The organism is Staphylococcus sp. SA22 (assembly GCF_054165785.1).
On sequence record NZ_JBSZQY010000016.1, the window covers coordinates 16,983 to 39,250 of the forward strand.

Here is a 22,268-nt window from a genome sequence, read left to right on the forward strand (position 1 = left end):
ATTATTTATAAGAATATTCTGAAAAATATATTGAAGTGTCTCGTGCTTAATCGTATAATATTTTTATGTTTAAACAATAGGGGGAATCTTATGATTGAAAAATTAGTAACCTTTTTAAATGAGGTTGTTTGGAGTAAGCCATTAGTTTATGGTTTGCTAATTACTGGTGTGCTATTTACATTGCGTATGCGATTTTTTCAAGTTAGACATTTTAAAGAAATGATTCGATTAATGTTTCAAGGAGAGAAGTCTCCTAATGGTATTTCAAGTTTTCAAGCGATAGCCATGTCTTTAGCAGGCAGGGTTGGTACAGGTAATATTGTCGGTGTATCTACTGCAATATTTATAGGAGGACCTGGTGCAGTATTTTGGATGTGGATTACTGCGTTTTTAGGTGCAAGTAGTGCTTTTATTGAATCTACACTTGGTCAAATATTCAAGAGAGTTGAAAATAATGAATACCGTGGTGGACCAGCGTATTATATTGAATATGGTATTGGTGGTAAATTTGGTAAAATTTACGGAATTATCTTTGCTATTGTTACGATTATCTCAGTAGGTCTGTTGCTTCCTGGTGTGCAATCTAACGCTATAGCAAGTTCTATGCACAATGCGATTCATGTTCCACAATGGTTAATGGGTGGTATTGTTGTAGTTATTTTGGGATTAATTATTTTTGGTGGTGTACGTAGTATTGCCAATGTTGCAACAGCCGTTGTACCATTTATGGCAATTATTTACATACTAATGGCTGTCATTATCATTTGTATCAATATACAAGAAGTGCCAGCGTTATTTGCATTAATTTTCAAATCAGCATTTGGATTACAATCTGCTTTTGGTGGTATCGTTGGCGCAATGATAGAGATTGGTGTTAAACGTGGATTATACTCAAATGAGGCTGGTCAAGGTACAGGTCCACACGCAGCAGCGGCAGCAGAAGTATCACATCCAAGTAAACAAGGTCTAGTACAAGCATTTTCAGTTTATATTGATACATTATTTGTATGTACTGCAACTGCTCTGATTATACTTATTTCTGGTACATATAATGTGACTGATGGTACGGTTAATGCGAATGGCACACCGCATTTAATTAAAGACGGTGGGATTTATGTTGAAAATGCAACAGGCAAAGATTATTCAGGAACTGCGATGTATGCACAAGCCGGCATTGATAAAGCGTTCCATGGCAGTGGTTATCAATTTGATCCTACTTTCTCTGGTGTAGGTTCGTACTTTATTGCATTTGCTTTATTCTTCTTTGCATTTACTACTATTTTGTCGTACTACTACATTACAGAAACAAATGTTGCTTATTTAACGCGTAATCAAAATAATCAAGTTTCATCGGTATTTATTAATATTGCACGTGTGATTATTTTGTTCGCTACATTTTACGGTGCAGTTAAAACAGCTGATGTAGCATGGGCATTCGGTGATTTAGGTGTAGGTCTAATGGCTTGGTTAAATATCATTGCGATTTGGATTTTACATAAGCCTGCCGTAAATGCTTTAAAAGATTATGAAATTCAAAAGAAACGTTTAGGCAACGGTTATAATGCAGTTTATCAACCTGATCCGAATAAATTACCTAATGCTGTCTTTTGGTTGAAGACATATCCAGAACGTTTAAAACAAGCACGTGTCAAAAAGTAATCTACTTTTGTTTATAGTATATGTAGTGATCATTTGATAAAAAAGAAAAAGTATTGAGAATTTTAGGTGCTCAGAAATTTGAATTTTAAAATATAGTGTCTCTTGGTACAATAATAATACAATTACTAGGGGGCACTTTTTTATGTTGGAATTTAAAGCTGGAAAGATTAATAAACATGTTTTATATAGTGATATTTTAAATAGAGATGTCACACTAAGTATTTATTTGCCAGAATCTTATAATCAACTTGTTAAATATAATGTCATTCTTTGCTTTGACGGATTAGATTTTTTACGTTTCGGGAGAATACAACGTACATATGAATCGTTAATCAAAGAAGCGCGTATTGATAATGCGATTATTGTCGGATTCCATTATGAAGACGTTGATAAGCGTAGAGAGGAATTTCATCCACAAGGAAGTCGTTCTCATTTAACTATTCAATCAGTCGGTAAAGAAATATTGCCATTTATTGACTCGACGTTTTCTACACTGAAAGTAGGTAATGCAAGGTTATTAGTAGGGGATAGTTTAGCGGGTAGTATTGCCTTATTAACGGCGTTGACCTATCCAACGATCTTTAGTCGTGTAGCAATGTTAAGTCCACATTCAGATGAAAAAGTATTAGATAAGCTAAATCAATGTGCTAATAAAGAACAATTGACAATTTGGCATGTCATTGGTCTAGATGAAAAAGATTTCACTTTACCAACAAATGGTAAGCGTGCCGATTTCTTAACACCGAATAGAGAATTAGCTGAACAAATTAAGAAATATAATATAACTTATTATTACGATGAATTTGAAGGTGGTCACCAATGGAAAGATTGGAAACCATTGCTGTCAGATATATTATTGTATTTTTTAAGTAATCAGTCACCGGATCAATTATATGAGTAATATGTTCTTATATAACTGATTATTGTAGTGGTTTTATCTTCAAAAGAGGGGCAATTTTAGGGCACTTAGGTATTATATTAAGAGAAAGGCATATTCCTGCAATAACAACGGATAAAGAGCTTCAAGAAGGTGAAATGTATAGAATAGTGAAGGGGGGAATTTACAGTGAATAATAAGCTTATATATACCTCTTATGATGGTGATAACATACCATTGATAGATAGTTTTATTAAACTTGTTATTGATTTTAAATATATTCCAATAAATCCAACTAAATCATTAGGATATTATATATCTACATCGATTCATGACAATGACAAAGGTGAGTGTTTAAGAGACTGCTTGTCTTTGGAAATGATTTGTGATGAACTTTGGGTATTCATAGACAATAATAAATATATTCCAGAAGGAGTTCGGTTAGAAATAGCCACATGGTTAAAATATAAATCCTCTCCAGTTAAGTATATAAGCATACCTTCTTTATTAGAGAATTCGAGTATAAATGACGATTTATTTTTAGACTTTGATGATTCAAATATACTTAAAGAAAAGGAAATTTCCGAACTAGTACCGAAAAAAAGTGAATTAAGACCTGTAAATTGTATTAATATACTTCCCGAACACCATAAATATATAGACTGGGTAAAGTATCATTTATTTTACAACAAATTCGTACCTTTGGATTATTTAAGTATAAAGCCCTATATTTATTTTGATAATATAGAACATTATAAAAGTGAGTTATCGCTATTGAATGAACGATGTAATAACATTTCTGTTATGCCATATTATGTGAGTGAAGATAATTTTAATTTATCTTTTTCAGAATGTAAAATACCTAAATATATTAAGAAAGATTGGGCTATAACAACAATGGAGAATAAAAATTAACATGGATATATCATTAAATTTCAATCATTATATTGATTTAAAAAAGAGTATTAAAAATTTATGCTTAATGAAAAAGTTTGAGCCCTATGTAACCAATGAAAATTATGATTTTATTGAAATGCCTTTGGTAGTAGATGGAAATTATGTGCTCTTAAAAATTTATCAAGAAAAAGACGCTTTAATTAAACTTCATTATCAGGAAGTATTAAACTCTAATCGAAAAAGTGTAATACAAGAAAGTGATATAGTTAGAATTTCACGAAGCATACTTAATGAAGCTCTTGATATCAATAGTAATATAAAATATAAATCTGATACTTTTGGATTAACTATTATATCCGATGCAGATAATTACACAACATTAATACGGACTATACTTGCTCAGCAAGTGAGCATAGAACAAGCCAATAAACTATTTTTATTATTTATTAATACTTATGGTGAAATTTTTGAACTAAATAACAAAGAATACACTTTTTTAAATTGGGATAAAATATTCAGTCGAATATATAAAGAACAAAAGGTTTTAGTAGGTACGACTAATAATAGAAAGCAGGCTATCATAACTCTTGCTGAATTACATATAAAAAACGGCTTAAGAGAAAATGTTTTACAAGTTATTTCAAGTATAAAAGGTATAGGTGCTTGGACAGTGCAAATGTTTATGCTATTTCAATTTCCTCACGTAGCTTTTGAAAATATTCCTGTAGCAGACATAGGTTTGCACAGGGCCATAGAAAAAAATCATGATCTTCCACATAAATCGATTGATAAAAGTAAGGGAGAATCTTACTTCCAAAACATGAAATCTATAGATGTGTTTAAATATTGGTATATATACATGGTTGAATAGATGTTTAAGCAGTTTGTTGTACAGTAAAAATAAAACTTATTAAATATAAGGATTGCTTAATCTCTTTTCTAATTATTCAACTCCCGATGTAATATTCTGTAAATTACTTTACAGAATATGTTTACTTTACGTACTTTTTAAATGAAAGGTAAGAGTAGATAAACTTTTTAAAGACCTATTTCTGAAATAATAGAAGATACTACTTTATTTATATAATTGTTGGATTATCTTAAATAGGCAGTATAGTGGCTATTTATCATGCCAGTTCTATCATTTTTTTCGAAAAAGGAATTATTAAGATGATTATCACATTACTACCGGAAAGGTTTAAGGTAATTGATGTAGAAGATTCTCAATATATTTTTTCTGCGATACATTTTTGTATCTATAAACCAATTACATACGAATGTGGTATGGAGTTCTTTAACTAAAAATAATATATAACTGTTACTAGAAATCAATATTTTTTGTTTATTATAGAATCCTATCACAACAAGCTTAAATGAATATTGTAATAGAAACGCACTGAATTGTTTAAAGGTTTAACTAGACTGTCTAGATAAATTTGACGATGATATAGTCTGGTCTATAATATAATTTATAAAAGATTTTACTGTTTAATTTAATTTAAATTTGTCGAAATTGCAAAAGATGTATAATGAATTATTTTTAATGTAACGGTTTTCAAAGAAATTTGATATAATAGCAATAGGTTAAACAAAGGAGGAATTCAGATGATTTTAGGATTAGCATTAATTCCATCAAAGTCATTTCAAGAAGCGGTGGATTCTTACCGTAAAAGATATGATAAACAGTATTCACGAATTAAACCACATGTGACAATTAAAGCGCCATTTGAAATTGAAGATGGTGATTTAGATTCTGTCATTGAACAGGTTAGAGCTCGTATTAATGGTATACCAGCAGTAGAAGTTCATGCTACAAAAGCTTCTAGCTTCAAACCAACGAACAATGTGATTTACTTTAAAGTTGCGAAGACGGACGACTTAGAAGAATTGTTTAATCGCTTTAATGGAGAAGATTTCTATGGAGAAGCTGAACATGTTTTTGTGCCACACTTTACAATAGCACAAGGACTATCTAGCCAAGAATTCGAAGATATTTTTGGTCAAGTAGCATTAGCTGGGGTAGACCATAAAGAAATTATCGATGAATTAACTTTGTTACGTTTTGACGATGACGAAGATAAATGGAAAGTTATTGAAACGTTTAAATTAGCTTAAGTAACATAATAGTATTGTTAATCGTAGTATGTTTGAATTAATAAGAAAATGGTCATTTTTATTGAATGTAATAAAAATGACCATTTTCTTTATTTTAAAATACGTTTTAACCTTACTTAGCTTTTTCTCTATTTGCTATAAAGTAGCTTCCATAAAATACAGCTAAGACTAAAAAGATTAATGCCGAGAAATAAAATGTATTGTTTAAATTGTTGGTAAATTGTGTAATTAATCCGCCAAATAATGGCCCGATCATTGAGCCGAATCCTTGGATACTATTAAAAACACCCCAAGTTTCTTCTTGTTCATCTGATTTGATAAATCGTGCCATAAAGGTATTCCATGCTGGTAATAAGATGCCATACATTAGACCGATAGCTAAAGCGATAATCCACACGATGTGAATATTAACAATCATAGATAGAGTGAAAATTAATATCATGTATAAAATAAATCCGCTTAGAATAACACCATACATATAGTTTCTGCTGCGGTTATCTATTAGTTTCGATAAAAATAGCATCGAAACTGCACAGCCGATACCACCAATAATGATTGCAACAGTATATTCAATTGTGCTTACGTTAATAACCTTAGTAGCATATGTTGGTAATATAGGAACTAGGGCAGCAATTGCGGCACCTTGTAAAAGAATACCAGGGAACAACAATAAATGGCGCTTTGTCACATCAACAATTTGTCTCAATTGAGCTTTAACTGGACGAGTATTATAATTTGTTAACTTTACATCGACAAAATAATATAATATCCATGCAATTAAAACGACTAAAGACATCATGAAGGCAAAGCGTGTTGGGTGCACTTTGATAAGTAGATTCATAAAAACCATACCTACCAATAGGCCTAACAACCATGAAAAATAAACATAGCCCATTTGTTTGCCACGTTTATCTTCTTCAACACTGGATAACATAATGACCCAAATAGGACTAACTGCAATACCGAGCATCATAGCACTAAATATGATTACAAAAGGTGATGCTGGAAACCAAATAACTAAAAATAAACTTGTAAATGCTAAAATAAATCCAGTCGTTAAAACGATTTTTGTGCCGAATTTTTTCAGTAAAAAGCCTATAACAAAGTTTGTAGATGCATCAGCAATAAAATGTATTGAAAATGCTAGAGACGTTATTGCTACAGCAATGGATGTAACTGTTGGCAAGAAATTAATATAGCTTAGGATATACATGCCTCTCGCAAATTCCATTAAAAATAAGATAATAAGCATTAAAATGAAATTTTTATGATTAGCGTAATTATTTAACGAAGAATCTTGCATATAAAGGAACCTTTCCATAAATCTCTTGTGGTTGTGATGAATGACCGATTAAATCAAGTAAGTCTCGACATATTGTCTGTGTAGCATACTTAATTTTATCTTGTTCCATTGTACTAATCATGTTAGTTAATTGCTCATTACCATTCGTTAAACTAGCTACAATTTTTATTGCTTCTTCTGGAGTATCAGCGATTTTACCAAAACCTTTTTCTTCAAAGTAAAGGGCATTTTCAAGCTCTTGACCAGGTGCAGGATTTAGGAAAATCATTGGAATACAACGGGCGAAACCTTCAGTTATTGTGATACCACCAGGTTTCGTAATCATAAGTTGACTTGATGCCATCCATTCATTCATGTGTTTGGTATAACCTAGAATCAATACATTCTCGTTAGATTTAAACTTAGCTGTTAAAGAACGCTTTAGCTCTTTGCTTTTACCACAAATCATAACTACTTGTGCATTTGCACTTTTCGCTAATATATCAGTGATCATCGTGTCAAAACCTTTAGATACACCAAATGCACCAGCTGACATTAAAATAGTTTGCTTATCTGGATCTAAGTTGTTGTCTATTAACCACTGCTTTTGATTAATAGGTGTTTCAAATTTGTTATCAATAGGAATACCAGTCACTTTAACTGTTGAAGGATCAATACCTACGTCTATGAAGTCTTGTTTCGTTTCTTTTGTTGCCACATAATATCTTGTTGAATACGGCGTAATCCAGTTTTTATGTAAGCGATAGTCTGTCATCACTGTAGCAACTGGAATATTAATGTTAAATTGTTCAGTTAGTACCGACATAACTGGTGTAGGAAATGTTAATAATATTAAATCTGGCTTTTCTTTTATCAATAAATTAATTAATTTATTAAGTCCATAGTATTTGTAGAAACATTTGTCTAGTTTATCTGGGCGGCTGTAATAAAACCCTTTGTACATATTTCTAAAATATTTAAAGCTATTGATATACCATTTTTTACAAATAGAAGTCAAGATTGGATGAGCTTCCATAAATAAATCGTGCTCAATGACGCTTAAATGGTCTAGATTCATATCATTAAGTTGATTAACGATACTCTGTGTAACTTGCATATGACCGTTACCGAATGAGCCAGTAATAATCAATATCTTTTTATTTTGAGTAACCATTAATAGCCACCCTCCGTTAGTTTGAAAATTTTATTTAAGTGTAACTTATTTTACGGCATTATAAAAGAAATAAAGACGCAAAGTCGTTACATTTATAGCAATTTTAATCAATAGATGAATTGATACAAAATAAAACGTTATTTTATAAAGCAATTTATTGTTCTATGTTTTATTTGTATATTTAAAATTATCCAGTATACAATTATAGCATATTTTTGGAAACAATTATGATATTATACCATGTTACAAGATGGTTTTAATAATTTAAGATGAGCCATAATTGTGAAACTAATTCATAATACCGTATGTTTTATTTTTAATAGTAGAAATTAGAAAATGCTGATTAGTAGGATATAACAGTGAAATTATAAATTTATTAACATCAACAAAACGTGTATAATAAACATATTGTAGAAAAAGGAGCGGTTCAGTTTGGATGCAAGTACGTTGTTTAAGAAAGTAAAAGTAAAGCGTGTATTGGGTTCTTTAGAACAACAAATAGATGATATCACTACTGATTCACGTACAGCGAGAGAAGGTAGCATTTTTGTCGCTTCAGTTGGATATACTGTAGACAGTCATAAGTTCTGTCAAAGTGTAGCTGATCAAGGGTGTAAGTTGGTAGTGGTCAATAAAGAACAATCATTACCAGCTAACGTAACACAAGTGGTTGTGCCGGACACATTAAGAGTAGCTAGTATTCTAGCACACACATTATTTGATTATCCGAGTCATCAGTTAGTGACATTTGGTGTAACAGGTACAAATGGTAAAACTTCTATTGCGACGATGATTCATTTAATTCAAAGAAAGTTACAAAAAAATAGTGCATATTTAGGAACTAACGGTTTCCAAATTAATGAAACAAAGACAAAAGGTGCAAATACGACACCAGAAACAGTTTCTTTAACTAAGAAAATTAAAGAAGCAGTTGATGCAGGCGCTGAATCCATGACATTAGAAGTATCAAGCCATGGCTTAGTATTAGGACGACTGCGAGGCGTTGAATTTGACGTTGCAATATTTTCAAATTTAACACAAGACCATTTAGATTTTCATGGCACAATGGAAGCATACGGACACGCGAAGTCTTTATTGTTTAGTCAATTAGGTGAAGATTTGTCGAAAGAAAAGTATGTCGTGTTAAACAATGACGATTCATTTTCTGAGTATTTAAGAACAGTGACGCCTTATGAAGTATTTAGTTATGGAATTGATGAGGAAGCCCAATTTATGGCTAAAAATATTCAAGAATCTTTACAAGGTGTCAGCTTTGATTTTGTAACGCCTTTTGGAACTTACCCAGTAAAATCGCCTTATGTTGGTAAGTTTAATATTTCTAATATTATGGCGGCAATGATTGCGGTGTGGAGTAAAGGTACATCTTTAGAAACGATTATTAAAGCTGTTGAAAATTTAGAACCTGTTGAAGGGCGATTAGAAGTTTTAGATCCTTCGTTACCTATTGATTTAATTATCGATTATGCACATACAGCTGATGGTATGAACAAATTAATCGATGCAGTACAGCCTTTTGTAAAGCAAAAGTTGATATTTTTAGTTGGTATGGCAGGCGAACGTGATTTGACTAAAACGCCTGAAATGGGACGAGTTGCCTGTCGTGCAGATTATGTCATTTTCACACCGGATAATCCGGCAAATGATGACCCGAAAATGTTAACAGCAGAATTAGCCAAAGGTGCAACACATCAAAACTATATAGAATTTGATGATCGTGCAGAAGGGATAAAACATGCAATTGACATAGCTGAGCCTGGGGATACTGTCGTTTTAGCATCAAAAGGAAGAGAACCATATCAAATCATGCCAGGGCATATTAAGGTGCCACATCGAGATGATTTAATTGGCCTTGAAGCAGCTTACAAAAAGTTCGGTGGTGGCCCTGTTGGTCAATAAAAGACTTATTGATGAAGGTAAAACTATTGATGTTTATTTATTCGAAGCATTAAATGACCAGATAATCATTGCTATACCAGATTGGTTTTGGTCATATCAGATGGCAATGACATTAGATGAAGAAACTTGTTTTGAAGCAATACTCATGCAATTGTTTGTTTTTAAAGAAGAGGAAGAGGCAGAGTCGATTGCATCACAACTAACAGATTGGATAGAAACATATAAAAAGGAGAAAGACTAATGAACTTAAAGCAAGAAGTTGAGTCTAGAAAGACTTTTGCGATTATTTCACATCCCGATGCAGGGAAAACAACGTTAACTGAAAAACTATTGTACTTTAGTGGTGCCATTCGTGAAGCGGGTACAGTTAAAGGGAAGAAGACTGGTAAATTTGCGACAAGTGACTGGATGAAAGTTGAACAAGAACGTGGTATTTCTGTAACAAGTTCAGTAATGCAATTTGATTATGATGATTATAAAATCAATATCTTAGATACACCAGGACATGAAGACTTTTCAGAAGATACGTATAGAACATTAATGGCAGTTGACAGTGCTGTCATGGTCATAGACTGTGCAAAAGGTATTGAACCACAAACCTTGAAGTTATTTAAAGTTTGTAAAATGCGTGGTATTCCAATCTTTACATTCATTAATAAATTAGACCGAGTAGGTAAAGAACCATTTGAATTATTAGATGAAATCGAAGAGACATTAAATATTGAAACATACCCTATGAATTGGCCAATTGGTATGGGGCAAAGTTTCTTTGGCATCATTGATAGAAAGTCTAAAACAATTGAACCATTTAGAGATGAAGAAAATATATTACATTTGAATGATGATTTTGAGTTGGAAGAAGATCATGCAATTACAAATGATAGTGCTTTTGAACAAGCGATTGAAGAATTAATGTTGGTTGAAGAAGCGGGTGAAGCCTTTGATAATGACGCGCTGTTGAGTGGAGACTTAACATCTGTATTTTTCGGTTCAGCTTTAGCTAACTTTGGTGTACAAAATTTCTTAAATGCATATGTTGATTTTGCGCCAATGCCAAATGCGAGACAAACAAAAGAAGAGGTTGAAGTAAGCCCGTTTGATGATTCATTTTCAGGATTTATCTTTAAAATTCAAGCCAACATGGATCCTAAACACCGTGATAGAATTGCCTTTATGCGTGTCGTTAGTGGTGCATTTGAACGTGGTATGGATGTTACTTTGCAACGTACTAATAAAAAGCAAAAGATCACACGTTCAACGTCATTTATGGCAGACGATAAAGAAACTGTGAATCATGCTGTAGCAGGCGATATCATTGGACTATATGATACTGGTAATTATCAAATTGGAGATACTTTAGTTGGGGGAAAACAAACCTACAGTTTCCAAGATTTACCACAATTTACGCCAGAAATTTTTATGAAAGTTTCTGCTAAAAACGTCATGAAACAGAAGCATTTCCATAAAGGTATTGAACAATTAGTACAAGAAGGTGCGATTCAATACTATAAAACATTACACACAAACCAAATTATTTTAGGTGCTGTTGGTCAGTTACAATTTGAAGTTTTCGAACATAGAATGAAAAACGAATATAATGTTGATGTTGTTATGGAGCCAGTAGGCCGTAAAATTGCACGTTGGATTGAAAATGAAGACCAAATTACAGATAAGATGAACACATCAAGATCGATTTTAGTGAAAGATAGATATGACGATTTAGTATTCTTATTTGAAAATGAATTTGCAACAAGATGGTTCGAAGAGAAATTCCCTGAAATTAAATTGTATAGTTTACTTTAACGGCTCAATAGTATAATCGAATTTGTTACTTTAAAAATAATTGTTTCGTTGAAGAAAAATAAATTGTATATTTTAAAAGAAAAAGGTATACTATGATGTATCAAATGAATAACCTATGGCATTTTGTCAGAGGGGAGTAACTTAAGAATCATGACCGTATAAATGATTCGACACTTTATCGTCATTACGAAGATATCTTCCGGTAAAGTGGGCAATTTAAATTGCTTAGTGAGACCTTTGCTATTTATTTAGCATAGGTCTTTTTGTTTGTACTTAACTTATTTATTTAAAGGAGTTGTACATGTTAATGGATCCAAGTTTGATCTTACCTTATTTATGGGTACTTGTCGTTTTAGTATTTTTAGAAGGCTTATTAGCAGCAGATAACGCGATAGTTATGGCTGTAATGGTTAAGCACTTACCACCCGAACAACGTAAAAAAGCTTTGTTTTACGGTTTGTTAGGTGCATTTGTATTTAGATTTTTAGCATTATTCTTGATTAGTATTATCGCGAACTTTTGGTTTATTCAAGCTGCAGGAGCGGTTTACTTAATTTATATGTCAATCAAAAATCTGTGGCAGTTCTTTAAACACCCAGAAATTGAAAGTCCTGAAGCTGGAGATGATCATCATTATGATGAATCTGGTGAAGAGATTAAAGCAAGTAACAAATCATTCTGGGGAACTGTGTTGAAAATAGAATTTGCAGATATCGCATTTGCCATTGATTCTATGCTTGCTGCTTTAGCTATTGCTGTAACACTTCCTAAAGTTGGTATTCACTTTGGTGGTATGGACTTAGGTCAGTTCGTAGTCATGTTCCTAGGTGGAATGATTGGTGTTATTCTAATGCGTTATGCAGCAACATGGTTCGTAGAGCTATTAAACAAATATCCAGGACTTGAAGGTGCAGCCTTCGCGATCGTTGGTTGGGTAGGTGTTAAGTTAGTTGTCATGGTATTAGCGCACCCAGACATTGCTGTATTGCCTGAGCACTTCCCACATGGCGTATTATGGCAATCTATTTTCTGGACAGTACTAATTGGATTAGTAATTATCGGTTGGTTAGGTTCAGTTGTTAAAAATAAAAAATCGCATAAATAATTGATGTGAAGCGGACAATCTTAATTTAGTTTAAGGTTGTCCTTTTTCATTTGGTGGATAACCACGAAAATGGATTTTGAAGAATATGAATCAAAAGATGCGATATAGTATTAAGAAAATGTGCCTTTTATATTTAGCATTTTTTCAATAGAAATTATATAGATTTTAAAGCAAATTAAGTGTTAATGTGTCATAATGAAAAGTGATTTTATTGAATGGAGTGGACATTAGTGGATATTGGTAAAAAACATGTAATTCCTAAAAGTCAGTACCGACGTAAGCGTCGTGAATTCTTCCACAACGAAGACAGAGAAGAAAATTTAAATCAACATCAAGATAAACAAAATATAGATAATACAACATCAAAAAAAGCAGATAAGCAAATACATAAAGATTCAATTGATAAGCACGAACGTTTTAAAAATAGTTTATCATCGCATTTAGAACAGAGAAACCGTGATCTTAATGAGGATAAAGCTGAAGAAAGTAAAAGTAATCAGGATAGTAAATCAGCATATAACAGAAATCATTATTTAACAGACGATGTATCTAAAAAACAAAATTCATTAGATTCAGTGGACCAAGATACAGAGAAATCAAAATATTATGATCAAAATACTGAAGCGACTTTATCAACTAAATCAACCGATAAAGTAGAATCAACTGACATGAGAAAGCTAAGTTCAGATAAAAACAAAGTTGGTCATGAAGAGCAACATGTACTTTCTAAACCTTCAGAACATGATAAAGAGACTAGAATTGATTTTGAGTCTTCAAGAACTGATTCAGACAGCTCGATGCAGACAGAGAAAATAAAAAAAGACAGTTCAGATGGAAATAAAAGTAGTAATCTGAAATCTGAAGTATTATCAGACAAATCAAATACAGAAACAAAATTGTCGGAATCTGATGATGAAGTAAATAATCAGAAGCCATTGACTTTGCCGGAAGAACAGAAATTGAAAAGACAGCAAAGTCAAAATGAGCAAACAAAAACCTATACATATGGTGATAGCGAACAAAATGACAAGTCTAATCATGAAAATGATTTAAGTCATCATACACCATCGATAAGTGATGATAAAGATAACGTTATGAGAGAAGATCGTATTGTTGACGATAATCCTGATAATGATATCAATACGCCATCATTATCAAAAACAGATGACGCTCGAAAACTTGATGAAAAAATTCATGTCGAAGATAAACATAAACAAAATGCAGACTCGTCTGAAACGGTGGGATATCAAAATCAGTCAAGTGCATCTCATCGTAGAACTGAAAAAAGAAATATGGCTATTAATGACCATGATAAATTAAAGAATCAAAAACCAAATACAAAGACATCGGCAAATAATAATCAAAAAAAGGCTACATCAAAATTGAACAAAGGGCGCGCTACAAATAATAATTATAGTGACATTTTGAAAAAGTTTTGGATGATGTATTGGCCTAAATTAGTTATTCTAATGGGTATTATTATTCTAATTGTTATTTTGAATGCCATTTTTAATAATGTGAATAAAAATGATCGCATGAATGATAATAATGATGCAGATGCTCAAAAATATACGACAACGATGAAAAATGCCAATAACACAGTTAAATCGGTCGTTACAGTTGAAAATGAAACATCAAAAGATTCATCATTACCTAAAGATAAAGCATCTCAAGACGAAGTAGGATCAGGTGTTGTATATAAAAAATCTGGAGATACGTTATATATTGTTACGAATGCACACGTTGTCGGTGATAAAGAAAATCAAAAAATAACTTTCTCGAATAATAAAAGTGTTGTTGGGAAAGTGCTTGGTAAAGATAAATGGTCAGATTTAGCTGTTGTTAAAGCGACTTCTTCAGACAGTTCAGTGAAAGAGATAGCTATTGGAGATTCAAATAATTTAGTGTTAGGAGAGCCAATATTAGTCGTAGGTAATCCACTTGGTGTAGACTTTAAAGGCACTGTGACAGAAGGTATTATTTCAGGTCTGAACAGAAATGTTCCTATTGATTTCGATAAAGATAATAAATATGATATGTTGATGAAAGCTTTCCAAATTGATGCATCAGTAAATCCAGGTAACTCGGGTGGTGCTGTCGTCAATAGAGAAGGAAAATTAATTGGTGTAGTTGCAGCTAAAATTAGTATGCCAAATGTTGAAAATATGTCATTTGCAATACCTGTTAATGAAGTACAAAAGATTGTAAAAGATTTAGAAACAAAAGGTAAAATTGACTATCCGGATGTAGGTGTTAAAATGAAGAATATTGCCAATCTAAATAGTTTTGAAAGACAAGCAGTTAAATTGCCAGGAAAAGTTAAGAACGGTGTTGTTGTAGATCAAGTTGACAACAATGGTTTAGCAGATCAATCTGGTCTGAAAAAAGGTGATGTAATTACTGAATTAGATGGCAAACTTTTAGAAGATGATTTACGCTTTAGGCAGATTATATTTAGTCATAAAGATGACTTGAAATCAATTACAGCGAAGATTTATAGAGATGGTAAAGAGAAAGAAATTAATATTAAACTAAAATAATGTTGAGGTGAACAACGTGTCAATTTTTAGCCAGTTTTTAAAAAGATCAAGCCCTCAACAAGGTATTGTATTGTACTATATCGTCGCAATTGTCGTTGCATTTTTATTATTAAACTTACCGTATGTTCATAAACCAGGTGTAGAAGTAAATCCAATTGACACATTATTTGTTGCCGTATCCGGAATTAGTGTTACTGGATTGTCTCCGATAAGTATTGTCGATACCTATTCTACATTTGGACAATTAATTATCCTCGTGATATTAAATATTGGTGGAATTGGCGTCATGGCAATTGGTACGATGTTATGGGTGGTACTAGGTAAACATATTGGAATTAGAGAACGTCAGTTAATTATGTTAGATAATAACAAAAACACAATGAGTGGTACCGTCAAATTGATTATTGATATTGTAAAATCAATATTTGTAATCGAACTCGTAGGAGCCATGTTATTAGCATTTTACTTTTATCGAGATAATCCAGATTTAAAATATGCAATCATGCAAGGTGTTTTTGTTTCTATTTCTGCCACTACCAATGGTGGACTAGATATTACAGGTAAGTCATTAATTCCTTATGCACATGATTATTTTGTACAAGCGATAGTTATATTTTTAATAATTTTAGGATCAATCGGCTTCCCAGTATTATTAGAAGTTAAAGCTTATATTCAAAATAGGGTTACTAATTTTAGATTTTCATTATTTACTAAAATTACGACATCAACATATTTATTCCTATTTATTGTTGGGGTATTAGCCATTCTATTATTTGAACATAACCATGCGTTCAAAGGATTAAGTTGGCATCAATCGTTATTCTATTCACTGTTTCAATCAGCGACTACAAGAAGTGCGGGTCTTCAAACAATTGATGTGACAACACTAAGTGACCCTACGAATATTATCATGGGTATTTTAATGTTTATAGGTTCTTCACCAAGTTCGGTTGGTGGCGGTATTCGTACAACAACTTTCGCTATTTTAATTTTGTTTTTAATTAACTTTAGTAATAATGCCGATAAAACATCCATAAAAGTATACAATAGAGAAGTACACATTATGGATATTCAACGTTCATTTGCAGTATTTACAATGGCGACAATTTTAACATTTTTAGGAATGCTAATTATATCAGCTACTGAAAATGGTAAGCTTACATTTTTACAAGTATTTTTTGAAGTCATGTCTGCATTTGGAACTTGTGGACTATCGCTTGGTGTCACAAGTGATATTAGTGATATTTCCAAGGTCGTACTAATGGTACTCATGTTTATAGGACGTGTTGGCTTAATATCATTTATCATTATGATAGCAGGACGTCGAGAACCAGATAAATTCCATTATCCAAAAGAACGTATTCAAATAGGATAATATAATAGCAATCTAAGTTTAGTTAATGTAGATTTTAACTGGAACTTAGATTGCTTTTTTAGTTTGTATTTTTAACTTATTTTATAAGACGATTGGTTTTGAAAATGGTAAACTAGTAACAATGAGAGGTGTAACATGATGGAAAAAAATGAAAACATTAATGTAGAGATTTTAACTACGTCAGATATGCATAGTCATTTCTTAAATGGTGATTATGGTTCAAATATTTATAGAGCTGGTACTTATGTTAACCAAGTAAGAGCACAAAATCATCGCGTCATTTTATTAGATAGTGGCGGAAGTTTAGCTGGCTCGTTAGCGGCCTATTATTATGCTATTGTTGCACCTTATAAACGACATCCAATGATAAAGTTGATGAACAGAATGCATTATGATGCTAGCGGTGTGAGTCCAAGTGAATTCAAGTTTGGTTTATCATTTTTAACTCGTTCAATTGCTTTGGCACGTTTTCCATGGTTATCAGCAAATATTGAATACAATGTTACTAAGGAGCCTTATTTTTCAACTCCATATTGTATTAAACATTTTGGTGACTTAAAAATTGCTATCGTAGGCGTTACAGCAGATGGTTTAATGGAAAATGAGTATTCTGAAATGGAGCAAGATGTATCTATTGAAAAGACATTAGTGGCCTCAAAACGATGGATTAGATATATCCATGAAGTTGAAGAGCCAGATTTTTTGATTGTAATTTATCATGGTGGATTGAATAAAATTAGTAATAGCACGAAAAATAAAAAGGCAAGTTCGAATGAAGCTGAAAAATTAATGGAAGAACTCGGTGTTATAGATTTAATGATTACAGCTCATCAGCATCAAACAATTGTCGGTCAAGATCATGAAACGTATTATGTTCAGGCTGGTCAAGATGCAAAAGAGCTTGTACATCTTTCGATTAATTTTAAAAAGAGAACAACAACTTATGATGTTGAAAGTATTGATTCTAAAGTGATTGACTTAAATGAGTATGAAGAGGATCAAGAATTATTAGATTTAACATTCTATGATAGAAAAGCAGTGGCTTATTGGTCACAGGAAATCATAAGTGATAAAGGTTTGATGTTATCAGTAAATGGGTTACAAGATTTAGTCTGTCAAACACATCCTTTTTCGCAATTATTACATGATGCAATTCACCTTGCATTTGATAATGATATAACATGTGTCCACGTGCCTATGAACGGAGAGAAGGGGTTGAGTGGACAGATTCGAAATGAAGATTTGTATCATGCATACCCATATCCAGATAAGCCCATGGATATGACAATTAGTGGTCAAAATATCAAAGATATATTGGAGTATAGTTATTCACATTTAGATTTTGTTAACGAGCAATTAAGCTTAACAATTATTGATGAAACATTATGTACAATGTGGCAAGGATTCAATTATGAGATTGATATGAATCAAGAACCTGGGCAACGAGTAATGTTAGATCAAATTGATTTGACTAAGAGTTATAGAGTTACAATGACTGACTATTGTTATCGTAACTACAAGAATTATTTAAAAAATGCTATTATACATGAATCATACGATGAAACGATGAGTACATTAATTGCAGAGAAGTTAAGAGATCCGAATTATCGTATTTCATGTAGTGATAATTTTGTAGTTAAAAACAGGTAAATATTGCTATGTAATAAATTAATTATAAGTTTAACAAGTATAAAAACCTTTCTTAGAGAAGATTAACTAGGAAAGGTTTTTAGAATTATAAAATTGATATAAAAGAACATTGAAATTCTCATTCATTATATATATAAGTAAACAAAAAAGCTTAAATGGTATATACCATTTAAGCAAGTAACGGAAACGGAGGGATTCGAACCCTCGCGCCGCTTTCGCGACCTACACCCTTAGCAGGGGCGCCTCTTCAGCCAACTTGAGTACGTTTCCAATGGCTCCACAGGTAGGACTCGAACCTACGACCGATCGGTTAACAGCCGATAGCTCTACCACTGAGCTACTGTGGATTAATTTGTATGTGTTTGAATATCAAGCACAAATATTATTATAACAAGATTAAGTTAATTTGCAATAGATACCTTAAAAAAATATGCAGAACATTTACACTATTTTTATAAAACATTCCGCATATTTTAAAAATAAACAATTTATTTATCTTCAAATAAAGAATAGCGTGTCAATGCTTCAAACACATTCAATGTGGCTTTATTATAATCTATTGGTTGGTCGGGATTTTTTGATATCATGCGAGATTGTTTATCTACCATATAATAGTAAAAAATGGAATTGTTATATTGATGCCATAAACTGTGGTATGAAACATGAAGAATGATTGATTCATTATTAATAAATGTCACTTTACATTTACGATTTTTTAATTCTTTAATACTTTCGATATAATGCATATTTAACCAAATATTTTCATTTTGTCTGTCAGAATGTGTTGGGAAAAAATAAGTTGGAAATAATGGTGTTAGTAAAATAGGTGGTTTACTAGAAATGCCAGTGATGCGGTTTGTCTCTGCTTTCTTGCCAAGATAAGTATTACCATAAAATTTGCAAGAGCGTTCAATGATTTTCTGGACTTTAAAAGGATTTTGAATACGCGTTTTGTCAAACCGAATTATTTCGCTACCATTTCTTTGATCGTCATCATCAAATGCTGGTCGAATAACCATGTCTCCTTTGCGTATCACATAAATATTTTGAGAATACATAAGCAAAACCTCGCTTTATTAAGTTTTAAACCATTAATATAAAAATACAATTAATGATATAAAGATATTTTATAATAAAATCCTGAGTTGTCAAGTTATTATTTTGGTGAAAATGTACAATATTTTTTAACTAATAGTCAGAATATTCATTGATTTCAAAATTAGAAAAATGTATACTTATTATAAATTAAAGAAAGGTAGTGGTTTCTATGAAATACAATACTAATGTTAAACATACAACTTTAGAAGCGTTTGTCACAACCGTCAATGATTTGGGTATTGAATTAATTATCAATGAAGCACTTCGAGAGGTAAGAAAACGACAGCTCATAGAACTTATAGATGACGCACTCGTCAATAAAGATGAAGCAGCATTTAATCAATATACGGCAGAATACAAAAATTTGGAGGCATTTCTCGGTGAATAACATTGATTCGAATTCTATAACGCAATCATAAAAGGACTATTCTTAACATCTCATACATGTAAGAATAGTCCTTTAATCGTTTATGACATTAATCTAATTAATTCATGTCTATCTATGTCACCGAAATAGTGATATAAATCATATTCTGATAGTGCTTCTTCTATGTGCTCAAAGTCGTGTAGACAGCCAACTAATGCATTTTCAAGGTCAGTGACATCTCCGACACCAAAGAAATCACCGAAAATTTTTGCATGTTCGATTTTACCTCGTTTAACATCAAACTTGATTTGTACAAATCCTTTTTCAAATTTTTCCTCGCGTTCAAAGTTATATTTAGGGTTTCTTCCATAATTCCATTCCCAAGTTCTATATTTGTCGTTACTTAACTTTTCAATATTTTCCCAATCTTCATCCGTTAATTTATATTCTTCTACTTCAGTTTCTCCAAAGATAGTTTTCAAGATGATTTTTTTAAATTCTTCAATTTCTAAAGGGTCATTTAAAAATTCTTGAATGTTTGCTACTCGTTTACGAACAGATTTAATACCTTTTGATTTAATCTTAGCTGGATTAACTTTTAGTGCATTCTGAACTTCGTCTAAATCACTATTTAACATCAACGTACCATGACTAAACATTCTATTTTTAACTTTAACCATAGCATTCCCTGAGATTTTCGCTTGTCCAACTTGAATATCGTTACGACCAGTTAATTCAGCATTTACGCCTAAAGATTGTAATGCTTGAACAATTGGTTCAGTGAATTTTTGGAAATTGTGGAAACTGTTGCCATCATCATCTGTTATAAAACTAAAGTTTAAATTGCCAGTATCATGATAAACAGCGCCACCACCAGAAATTCTTCTAACTACATCGATGTTATGAGCATCTATATATGTCTGATTTACTTCCTCTATCGTATTTTGATTCTTTCCAACAATGATAGATGGTCTATTTATGTAAAATAAAAAGTAACTTTCTTCTGCTGGTAAATTTTTTAAAACATATTCTTCCATTGCTAAGTTTAAAGTTGGATCTGTAATATTATTATTACTAATGAATTTCATTACAATCTCTCCCTTATATCTATATATATTCTCTATTTATTTATGCCTTAACTTTGCTCAAAATGCCAATTATATACTCACAAATCATTCTAAATATCGGCTTAAAGTTACATTTTATTATTTTTGATTGTTAATAGTTTATTTGTTAAGTGAATTTTAGTACAATATAATTTAGTTATGATTTAAGGAGGACTTAAAATGACTGTTGCAGAAGTGGGTAACATTGTTGAGTTTATGGATGGATTAAGAGGTCGTGTTGAAAAAATCAACGATAACTCTGTTATTGTTGACTTAACAATTATGGAAAATTTTAATGACCTTGATTTACCGGAAAAAACTGTTATCAATCATAAACGATATAAGATTGTTGAATAAGAAGGTAAGTTATAATGAATAAAATCTCGAAGGCTTTAACTTGGTTTATTATAAGTTTCATTATATTTCATCTCATATTATTTATTATGTGGGGCGAACACCAAGAATACTGGTATTTATATACAGGTATAATGCTAATTGCTGGTATCAGTTATGTGTTTTATCAAAGAGATATTGAATCTAAGCGGTTGCTTACATCAATTGGTGTTGGTATTATTACGGCAATTATTTTAATTATGCTTCAACTTTTATTCTCACTTATAACTTCTAATTTAAGTTATAGTTCATTAATTAAAGAATTAGCAAGAACAGGTGTCAATTGGAAGTGGCAAATGTTAGTAACTTTACTTTTTGTCATTCCATGTCACGAGTTATATATGAGAACTGTTTTACAAAAAGAATTAACACATTTTTCAATACCGAAATGGGTAGCTATATTAATAACTGCAATTTGTTCAAGTTCATTATTTATTTATTTAGATAATTGGTGGATAGTAACATTTATATTTGTTGCACAAGTGATATTATCATTAAGCTATGAGTATACTCGACGCATAGCAACAACATCCGTTGCGCAAATTGTAGCTATTATATTGTTATTAATTTTTAATGCTTAAATACAGGCTGGGACATAAATCCCTAAAAAACAGCAGTAAGATAATTTTCAATTAGAAAATATCTTACTGCTGTTCTCTATTTATACAATACTTCGTATTGAATGGCTTCGCTATGCCCATCTGGCACATTACTGTAAAATTCTATAAATAGAATTTTTGATGATGGGTCCCTTCCTAGGGTGCCGTCTCAGCCACCCCAACCGGCACATTGTTGTAAGCTGACTATATGTCAGCTTCTGTGTTGGGGCCCCTGTCTTCGACTGGCACTGCTCCCTCAGGAGTCTCGCCATTAATACTACGTATTAACATGTAATTTTACTTTGAAATAC

Annotated in this window: 19 protein-coding genes, 2 tRNA genes and 1 riboswitch; of the genes, 15 read left to right on the top strand and 6 right to left on the bottom strand. The window is 31.7% G+C overall.

Features of this window, described 5'->3' with window-relative positions:
- Nucleotides 1–90: 90 nt before the first annotated feature.
- The 5 genes from ACXQH5_RS11695 (at nucleotide 91) to ACXQH5_RS11715 (ending at nucleotide 5,548) form a co-directional block, all read left to right on the top strand.
- On the top strand, nucleotides 91–1,659 hold the full coding sequence (locus tag ACXQH5_RS11695; RefSeq protein ID WP_000570701.1) for an alanine/glycine:cation symporter family protein: 1,569 nt from the start codon (nucleotides 91–93) through the stop codon (nucleotides 1,657–1,659).
- 142 nt (nucleotides 1,660–1,801) lie between these two features.
- Nucleotides 1,802–2,560, top strand: a complete 759-nt coding sequence (locus ACXQH5_RS11700; protein WP_000889183.1) for an esterase family protein — start codon at nucleotides 1,802–1,804, stop codon at nucleotides 2,558–2,560.
- A 165-nt stretch (nucleotides 2,561–2,725) separates the two neighbouring features.
- A complete protein-coding gene (locus ACXQH5_RS11705; RefSeq protein WP_001060547.1) occupies nucleotides 2,726–3,451 on the top strand; it encodes a hypothetical protein in 726 nt (241 codons plus the stop codon).
- A gap of 1 nt (nucleotide 3,452) precedes the next feature.
- Nucleotides 3,453–4,304, top strand: coding sequence for a DNA glycosylase family protein (locus tag ACXQH5_RS11710; RefSeq protein WP_000355328.1), 852 nt, complete (start codon nucleotides 3,453–3,455; stop codon nucleotides 4,302–4,304).
- A 734-nt stretch (nucleotides 4,305–5,038) separates the two neighbouring features.
- Nucleotides 5,039–5,548: a YjcG family protein gene (locus ACXQH5_RS11715; RefSeq protein WP_000600387.1), complete on the top strand. Its 510-nt coding sequence runs from the start codon at nucleotides 5,039–5,041 to the stop codon at nucleotides 5,546–5,548.
- Between the two features lie 112 nt (nucleotides 5,549–5,660).
- On the opposite strand, the gene ltaA is transcribed toward ACXQH5_RS11715, so the two are convergent.
- Entirely contained in the window at nucleotides 5,661–6,851 is a 1,191-nt protein-coding gene (gene ltaA / locus ACXQH5_RS11720; RefSeq protein WP_001154228.1) for a lipoteichoic acid biosynthesis MFS flippase LtaA, read from the bottom strand.
- Nucleotides 6,829–8,004: a diglucosyl diacylglycerol synthase gene (locus tag ACXQH5_RS11725; protein WP_000258650.1), complete on the bottom strand. Its 1,176-nt coding sequence runs from the start codon at nucleotides 8,002–8,004 to the stop codon at nucleotides 6,829–6,831. Before ACXQH5_RS11725 ends, ltaA begins: the two co-directional genes overlap by 23 nt.
- Nucleotides 8,005–8,436: 432 nt before the next feature.
- Here ACXQH5_RS11725 and ACXQH5_RS11730 point away from each other — a divergent pair, with 432 nt between their 5' ends.
- From ACXQH5_RS11730 to ACXQH5_RS11760, 7 genes are all read left to right on the top strand, one after another.
- Nucleotides 8,437–9,921: a UDP-N-acetylmuramoyl-L-alanyl-D-glutamate--L-lysine ligase gene (locus tag ACXQH5_RS11730; RefSeq protein ID WP_000340127.1), complete on the top strand. Its 1,485-nt coding sequence runs from the start codon at nucleotides 8,437–8,439 to the stop codon at nucleotides 9,919–9,921.
- Nucleotides 9,911–10,162: a YueH family protein gene (locus ACXQH5_RS11735; protein ID WP_000247588.1), complete on the top strand. Its 252-nt coding sequence runs from the start codon at nucleotides 9,911–9,913 to the stop codon at nucleotides 10,160–10,162. Before ACXQH5_RS11730 ends, ACXQH5_RS11735 begins: the two co-directional genes overlap by 11 nt.
- Entirely contained in the window at nucleotides 10,162–11,724 is a 1,563-nt protein-coding gene (locus ACXQH5_RS11740; RefSeq protein ID WP_001049958.1) for a peptide chain release factor 3, read from the top strand. Before ACXQH5_RS11735 ends, ACXQH5_RS11740 begins: the two co-directional genes overlap by 1 nt.
- Before the next feature lie 119 nt (nucleotides 11,725–11,843).
- A riboswitch (yybP-ykoY riboswitch) is annotated at nucleotides 11,844–11,951 on the top strand.
- Between the two features lie 74 nt (nucleotides 11,952–12,025).
- Nucleotides 12,026–12,829, top strand: a complete 804-nt coding sequence (locus ACXQH5_RS11745; RefSeq protein WP_000928413.1) for a TerC family protein — start codon at nucleotides 12,026–12,028, stop codon at nucleotides 12,827–12,829.
- Nucleotides 12,830–13,044: 215 nt separating this feature from the next.
- A complete protein-coding gene (locus ACXQH5_RS11750) occupies nucleotides 13,045–15,369 on the top strand; it encodes a S1C family serine protease (RefSeq protein ID WP_078064575.1) in 2,325 nt (774 codons plus the stop codon).
- A 16-nt stretch (nucleotides 15,370–15,385) separates the two neighbouring features.
- Nucleotides 15,386–16,744 carry a TrkH family potassium uptake protein gene (locus tag ACXQH5_RS11755; RefSeq protein ID WP_000021872.1) on the top strand — a complete coding sequence of 453 codons (1,359 nt, stop codon included), beginning with the start codon at nucleotides 15,386–15,388 and terminating at the stop codon, nucleotides 16,742–16,744.
- A gap of 138 nt (nucleotides 16,745–16,882) precedes the next feature.
- A complete protein-coding gene (locus tag ACXQH5_RS11760; RefSeq protein WP_000414178.1) occupies nucleotides 16,883–18,394 on the top strand; it encodes a bifunctional metallophosphatase/5'-nucleotidase in 1,512 nt (503 codons plus the stop codon).
- Between the two features lie 181 nt (nucleotides 18,395–18,575).
- On the opposite strand, the gene ACXQH5_RS11765 is transcribed toward ACXQH5_RS11760, so the two are convergent.
- The 3 genes from ACXQH5_RS11765 to ACXQH5_RS11775 all read right to left on the bottom strand — a co-directional run bounded on the left by ACXQH5_RS11765 (nucleotide 18,576) and on the right by ACXQH5_RS11775 (nucleotide 19,452).
- A tRNA-Ser gene (locus ACXQH5_RS11765) sits at nucleotides 18,576–18,664 on the bottom strand.
- 2 nt (nucleotides 18,665–18,666) lie between these two features.
- Nucleotides 18,667–18,741: transfer RNA gene (locus tag ACXQH5_RS11770), tRNA-Asn, on the bottom strand.
- A gap of 141 nt (nucleotides 18,742–18,882) precedes the next feature.
- Complete coding sequence (locus ACXQH5_RS11775) at nucleotides 18,883–19,452, bottom strand: competence protein ComK (protein ID WP_000287265.1); 570 nt, start codon at nucleotides 19,450–19,452, stop codon at nucleotides 18,883–18,885.
- Between the two features lie 209 nt (nucleotides 19,453–19,661).
- Between ACXQH5_RS11775 and ACXQH5_RS11780 the strand changes: the two genes are divergently transcribed.
- Nucleotides 19,662–19,880 carry an IDEAL domain-containing protein gene (locus ACXQH5_RS11780; RefSeq protein WP_000876826.1) on the top strand — a complete coding sequence of 73 codons (219 nt, stop codon included), beginning with the start codon at nucleotides 19,662–19,664 and terminating at the stop codon, nucleotides 19,878–19,880.
- An 80-nt stretch (nucleotides 19,881–19,960) separates the two neighbouring features.
- On the opposite strand, the gene ACXQH5_RS11785 is transcribed toward ACXQH5_RS11780, so the two are convergent.
- Complete coding sequence (locus tag ACXQH5_RS11785; protein ID WP_000668820.1) at nucleotides 19,961–20,947, bottom strand: lipoate--protein ligase; 987 nt, start codon at nucleotides 20,945–20,947, stop codon at nucleotides 19,961–19,963.
- Nucleotides 20,948–21,145: 198 nt separating this feature from the next.
- Here ACXQH5_RS11785 and ACXQH5_RS11790 point away from each other — a divergent pair, with 198 nt between their 5' ends.
- Together ACXQH5_RS11790 and ACXQH5_RS11795 are read left to right on the top strand one after the other, a co-directional pair.
- Nucleotides 21,146–21,322: a YkvS family protein gene (locus ACXQH5_RS11790; RefSeq protein WP_000214898.1), complete on the top strand. Its 177-nt coding sequence runs from the start codon at nucleotides 21,146–21,148 to the stop codon at nucleotides 21,320–21,322.
- Between the two features lie 14 nt (nucleotides 21,323–21,336).
- Nucleotides 21,337–21,939, top strand: a complete 603-nt coding sequence (locus tag ACXQH5_RS11795) for a CPBP family glutamic-type intramembrane protease (RefSeq protein WP_001033867.1) — start codon at nucleotides 21,337–21,339, stop codon at nucleotides 21,937–21,939.
- Nucleotides 21,940–22,268 lie beyond the last annotated feature (329 nt).

Bases quoted from the DNA above. Each gene is read 5' to 3' on its own strand.
- ACXQH5_RS11700 (WP_000889183.1), top strand. From the start codon at position 1,802: ATGTTGGAATTTAAAGCTGGAAAGATTAATAAACATGTTTTATATAGT.
- ACXQH5_RS11725 (WP_000258650.1), bottom strand. From the start codon at position 8,004: ATGGTTACTCAAAATAAAAAGATATTGATTATTACTGGCTCATTCGGT.
- ACXQH5_RS11745 (WP_000928413.1), top strand. From the start codon at position 12,026: ATGTTAATGGATCCAAGTTTGATCTTACCTTATTTATGGGTACTTGTC.
- ACXQH5_RS11780 (WP_000876826.1), top strand. From the start codon at position 19,662: ATGAAATACAATACTAATGTTAAACATACAACTTTAGAAGCGTTTGTC.
- ACXQH5_RS11695 (WP_000570701.1), top strand. From the start codon at position 91: ATGATTGAAAAATTAGTAACCTTTTTAAATGAGGTTGTTTGGAGTAAG.
- ACXQH5_RS11785 (WP_000668820.1), bottom strand. From the start codon at position 20,947: ATGAAATTCATTAGTAATAATAATATTACAGATCCAACTTTAAACTTA.
- ACXQH5_RS11710 (WP_000355328.1), top strand. From the start codon at position 3,453: ATGGATATATCATTAAATTTCAATCATTATATTGATTTAAAAAAGAGT.
- ltaA (WP_001154228.1), bottom strand. From the start codon at position 6,851: ATGCAAGATTCTTCGTTAAATAATTACGCTAATCATAAAAATTTCATT.
- ACXQH5_RS11760 (WP_000414178.1), top strand. From the start codon at position 16,883: ATGGAAAAAAATGAAAACATTAATGTAGAGATTTTAACTACGTCAGAT.
- ACXQH5_RS11740 (WP_001049958.1), top strand. From the start codon at position 10,162: ATGAACTTAAAGCAAGAAGTTGAGTCTAGAAAGACTTTTGCGATTATT.
- ACXQH5_RS11795 (WP_001033867.1), top strand. From the start codon at position 21,337: ATGAATAAAATCTCGAAGGCTTTAACTTGGTTTATTATAAGTTTCATT.
- ACXQH5_RS11790 (WP_000214898.1), top strand. From the start codon at position 21,146: ATGACTGTTGCAGAAGTGGGTAACATTGTTGAGTTTATGGATGGATTA.
- ACXQH5_RS11750 (WP_078064575.1), top strand. From the start codon at position 13,045: ATGGAGTGGACATTAGTGGATATTGGTAAAAAACATGTAATTCCTAAA.
- ACXQH5_RS11715 (WP_000600387.1), top strand. From the start codon at position 5,039: ATGATTTTAGGATTAGCATTAATTCCATCAAAGTCATTTCAAGAAGCG.
- ACXQH5_RS11775 (WP_000287265.1), bottom strand. From the start codon at position 19,452: ATGTATTCTCAAAATATTTATGTGATACGCAAAGGAGACATGGTTATT.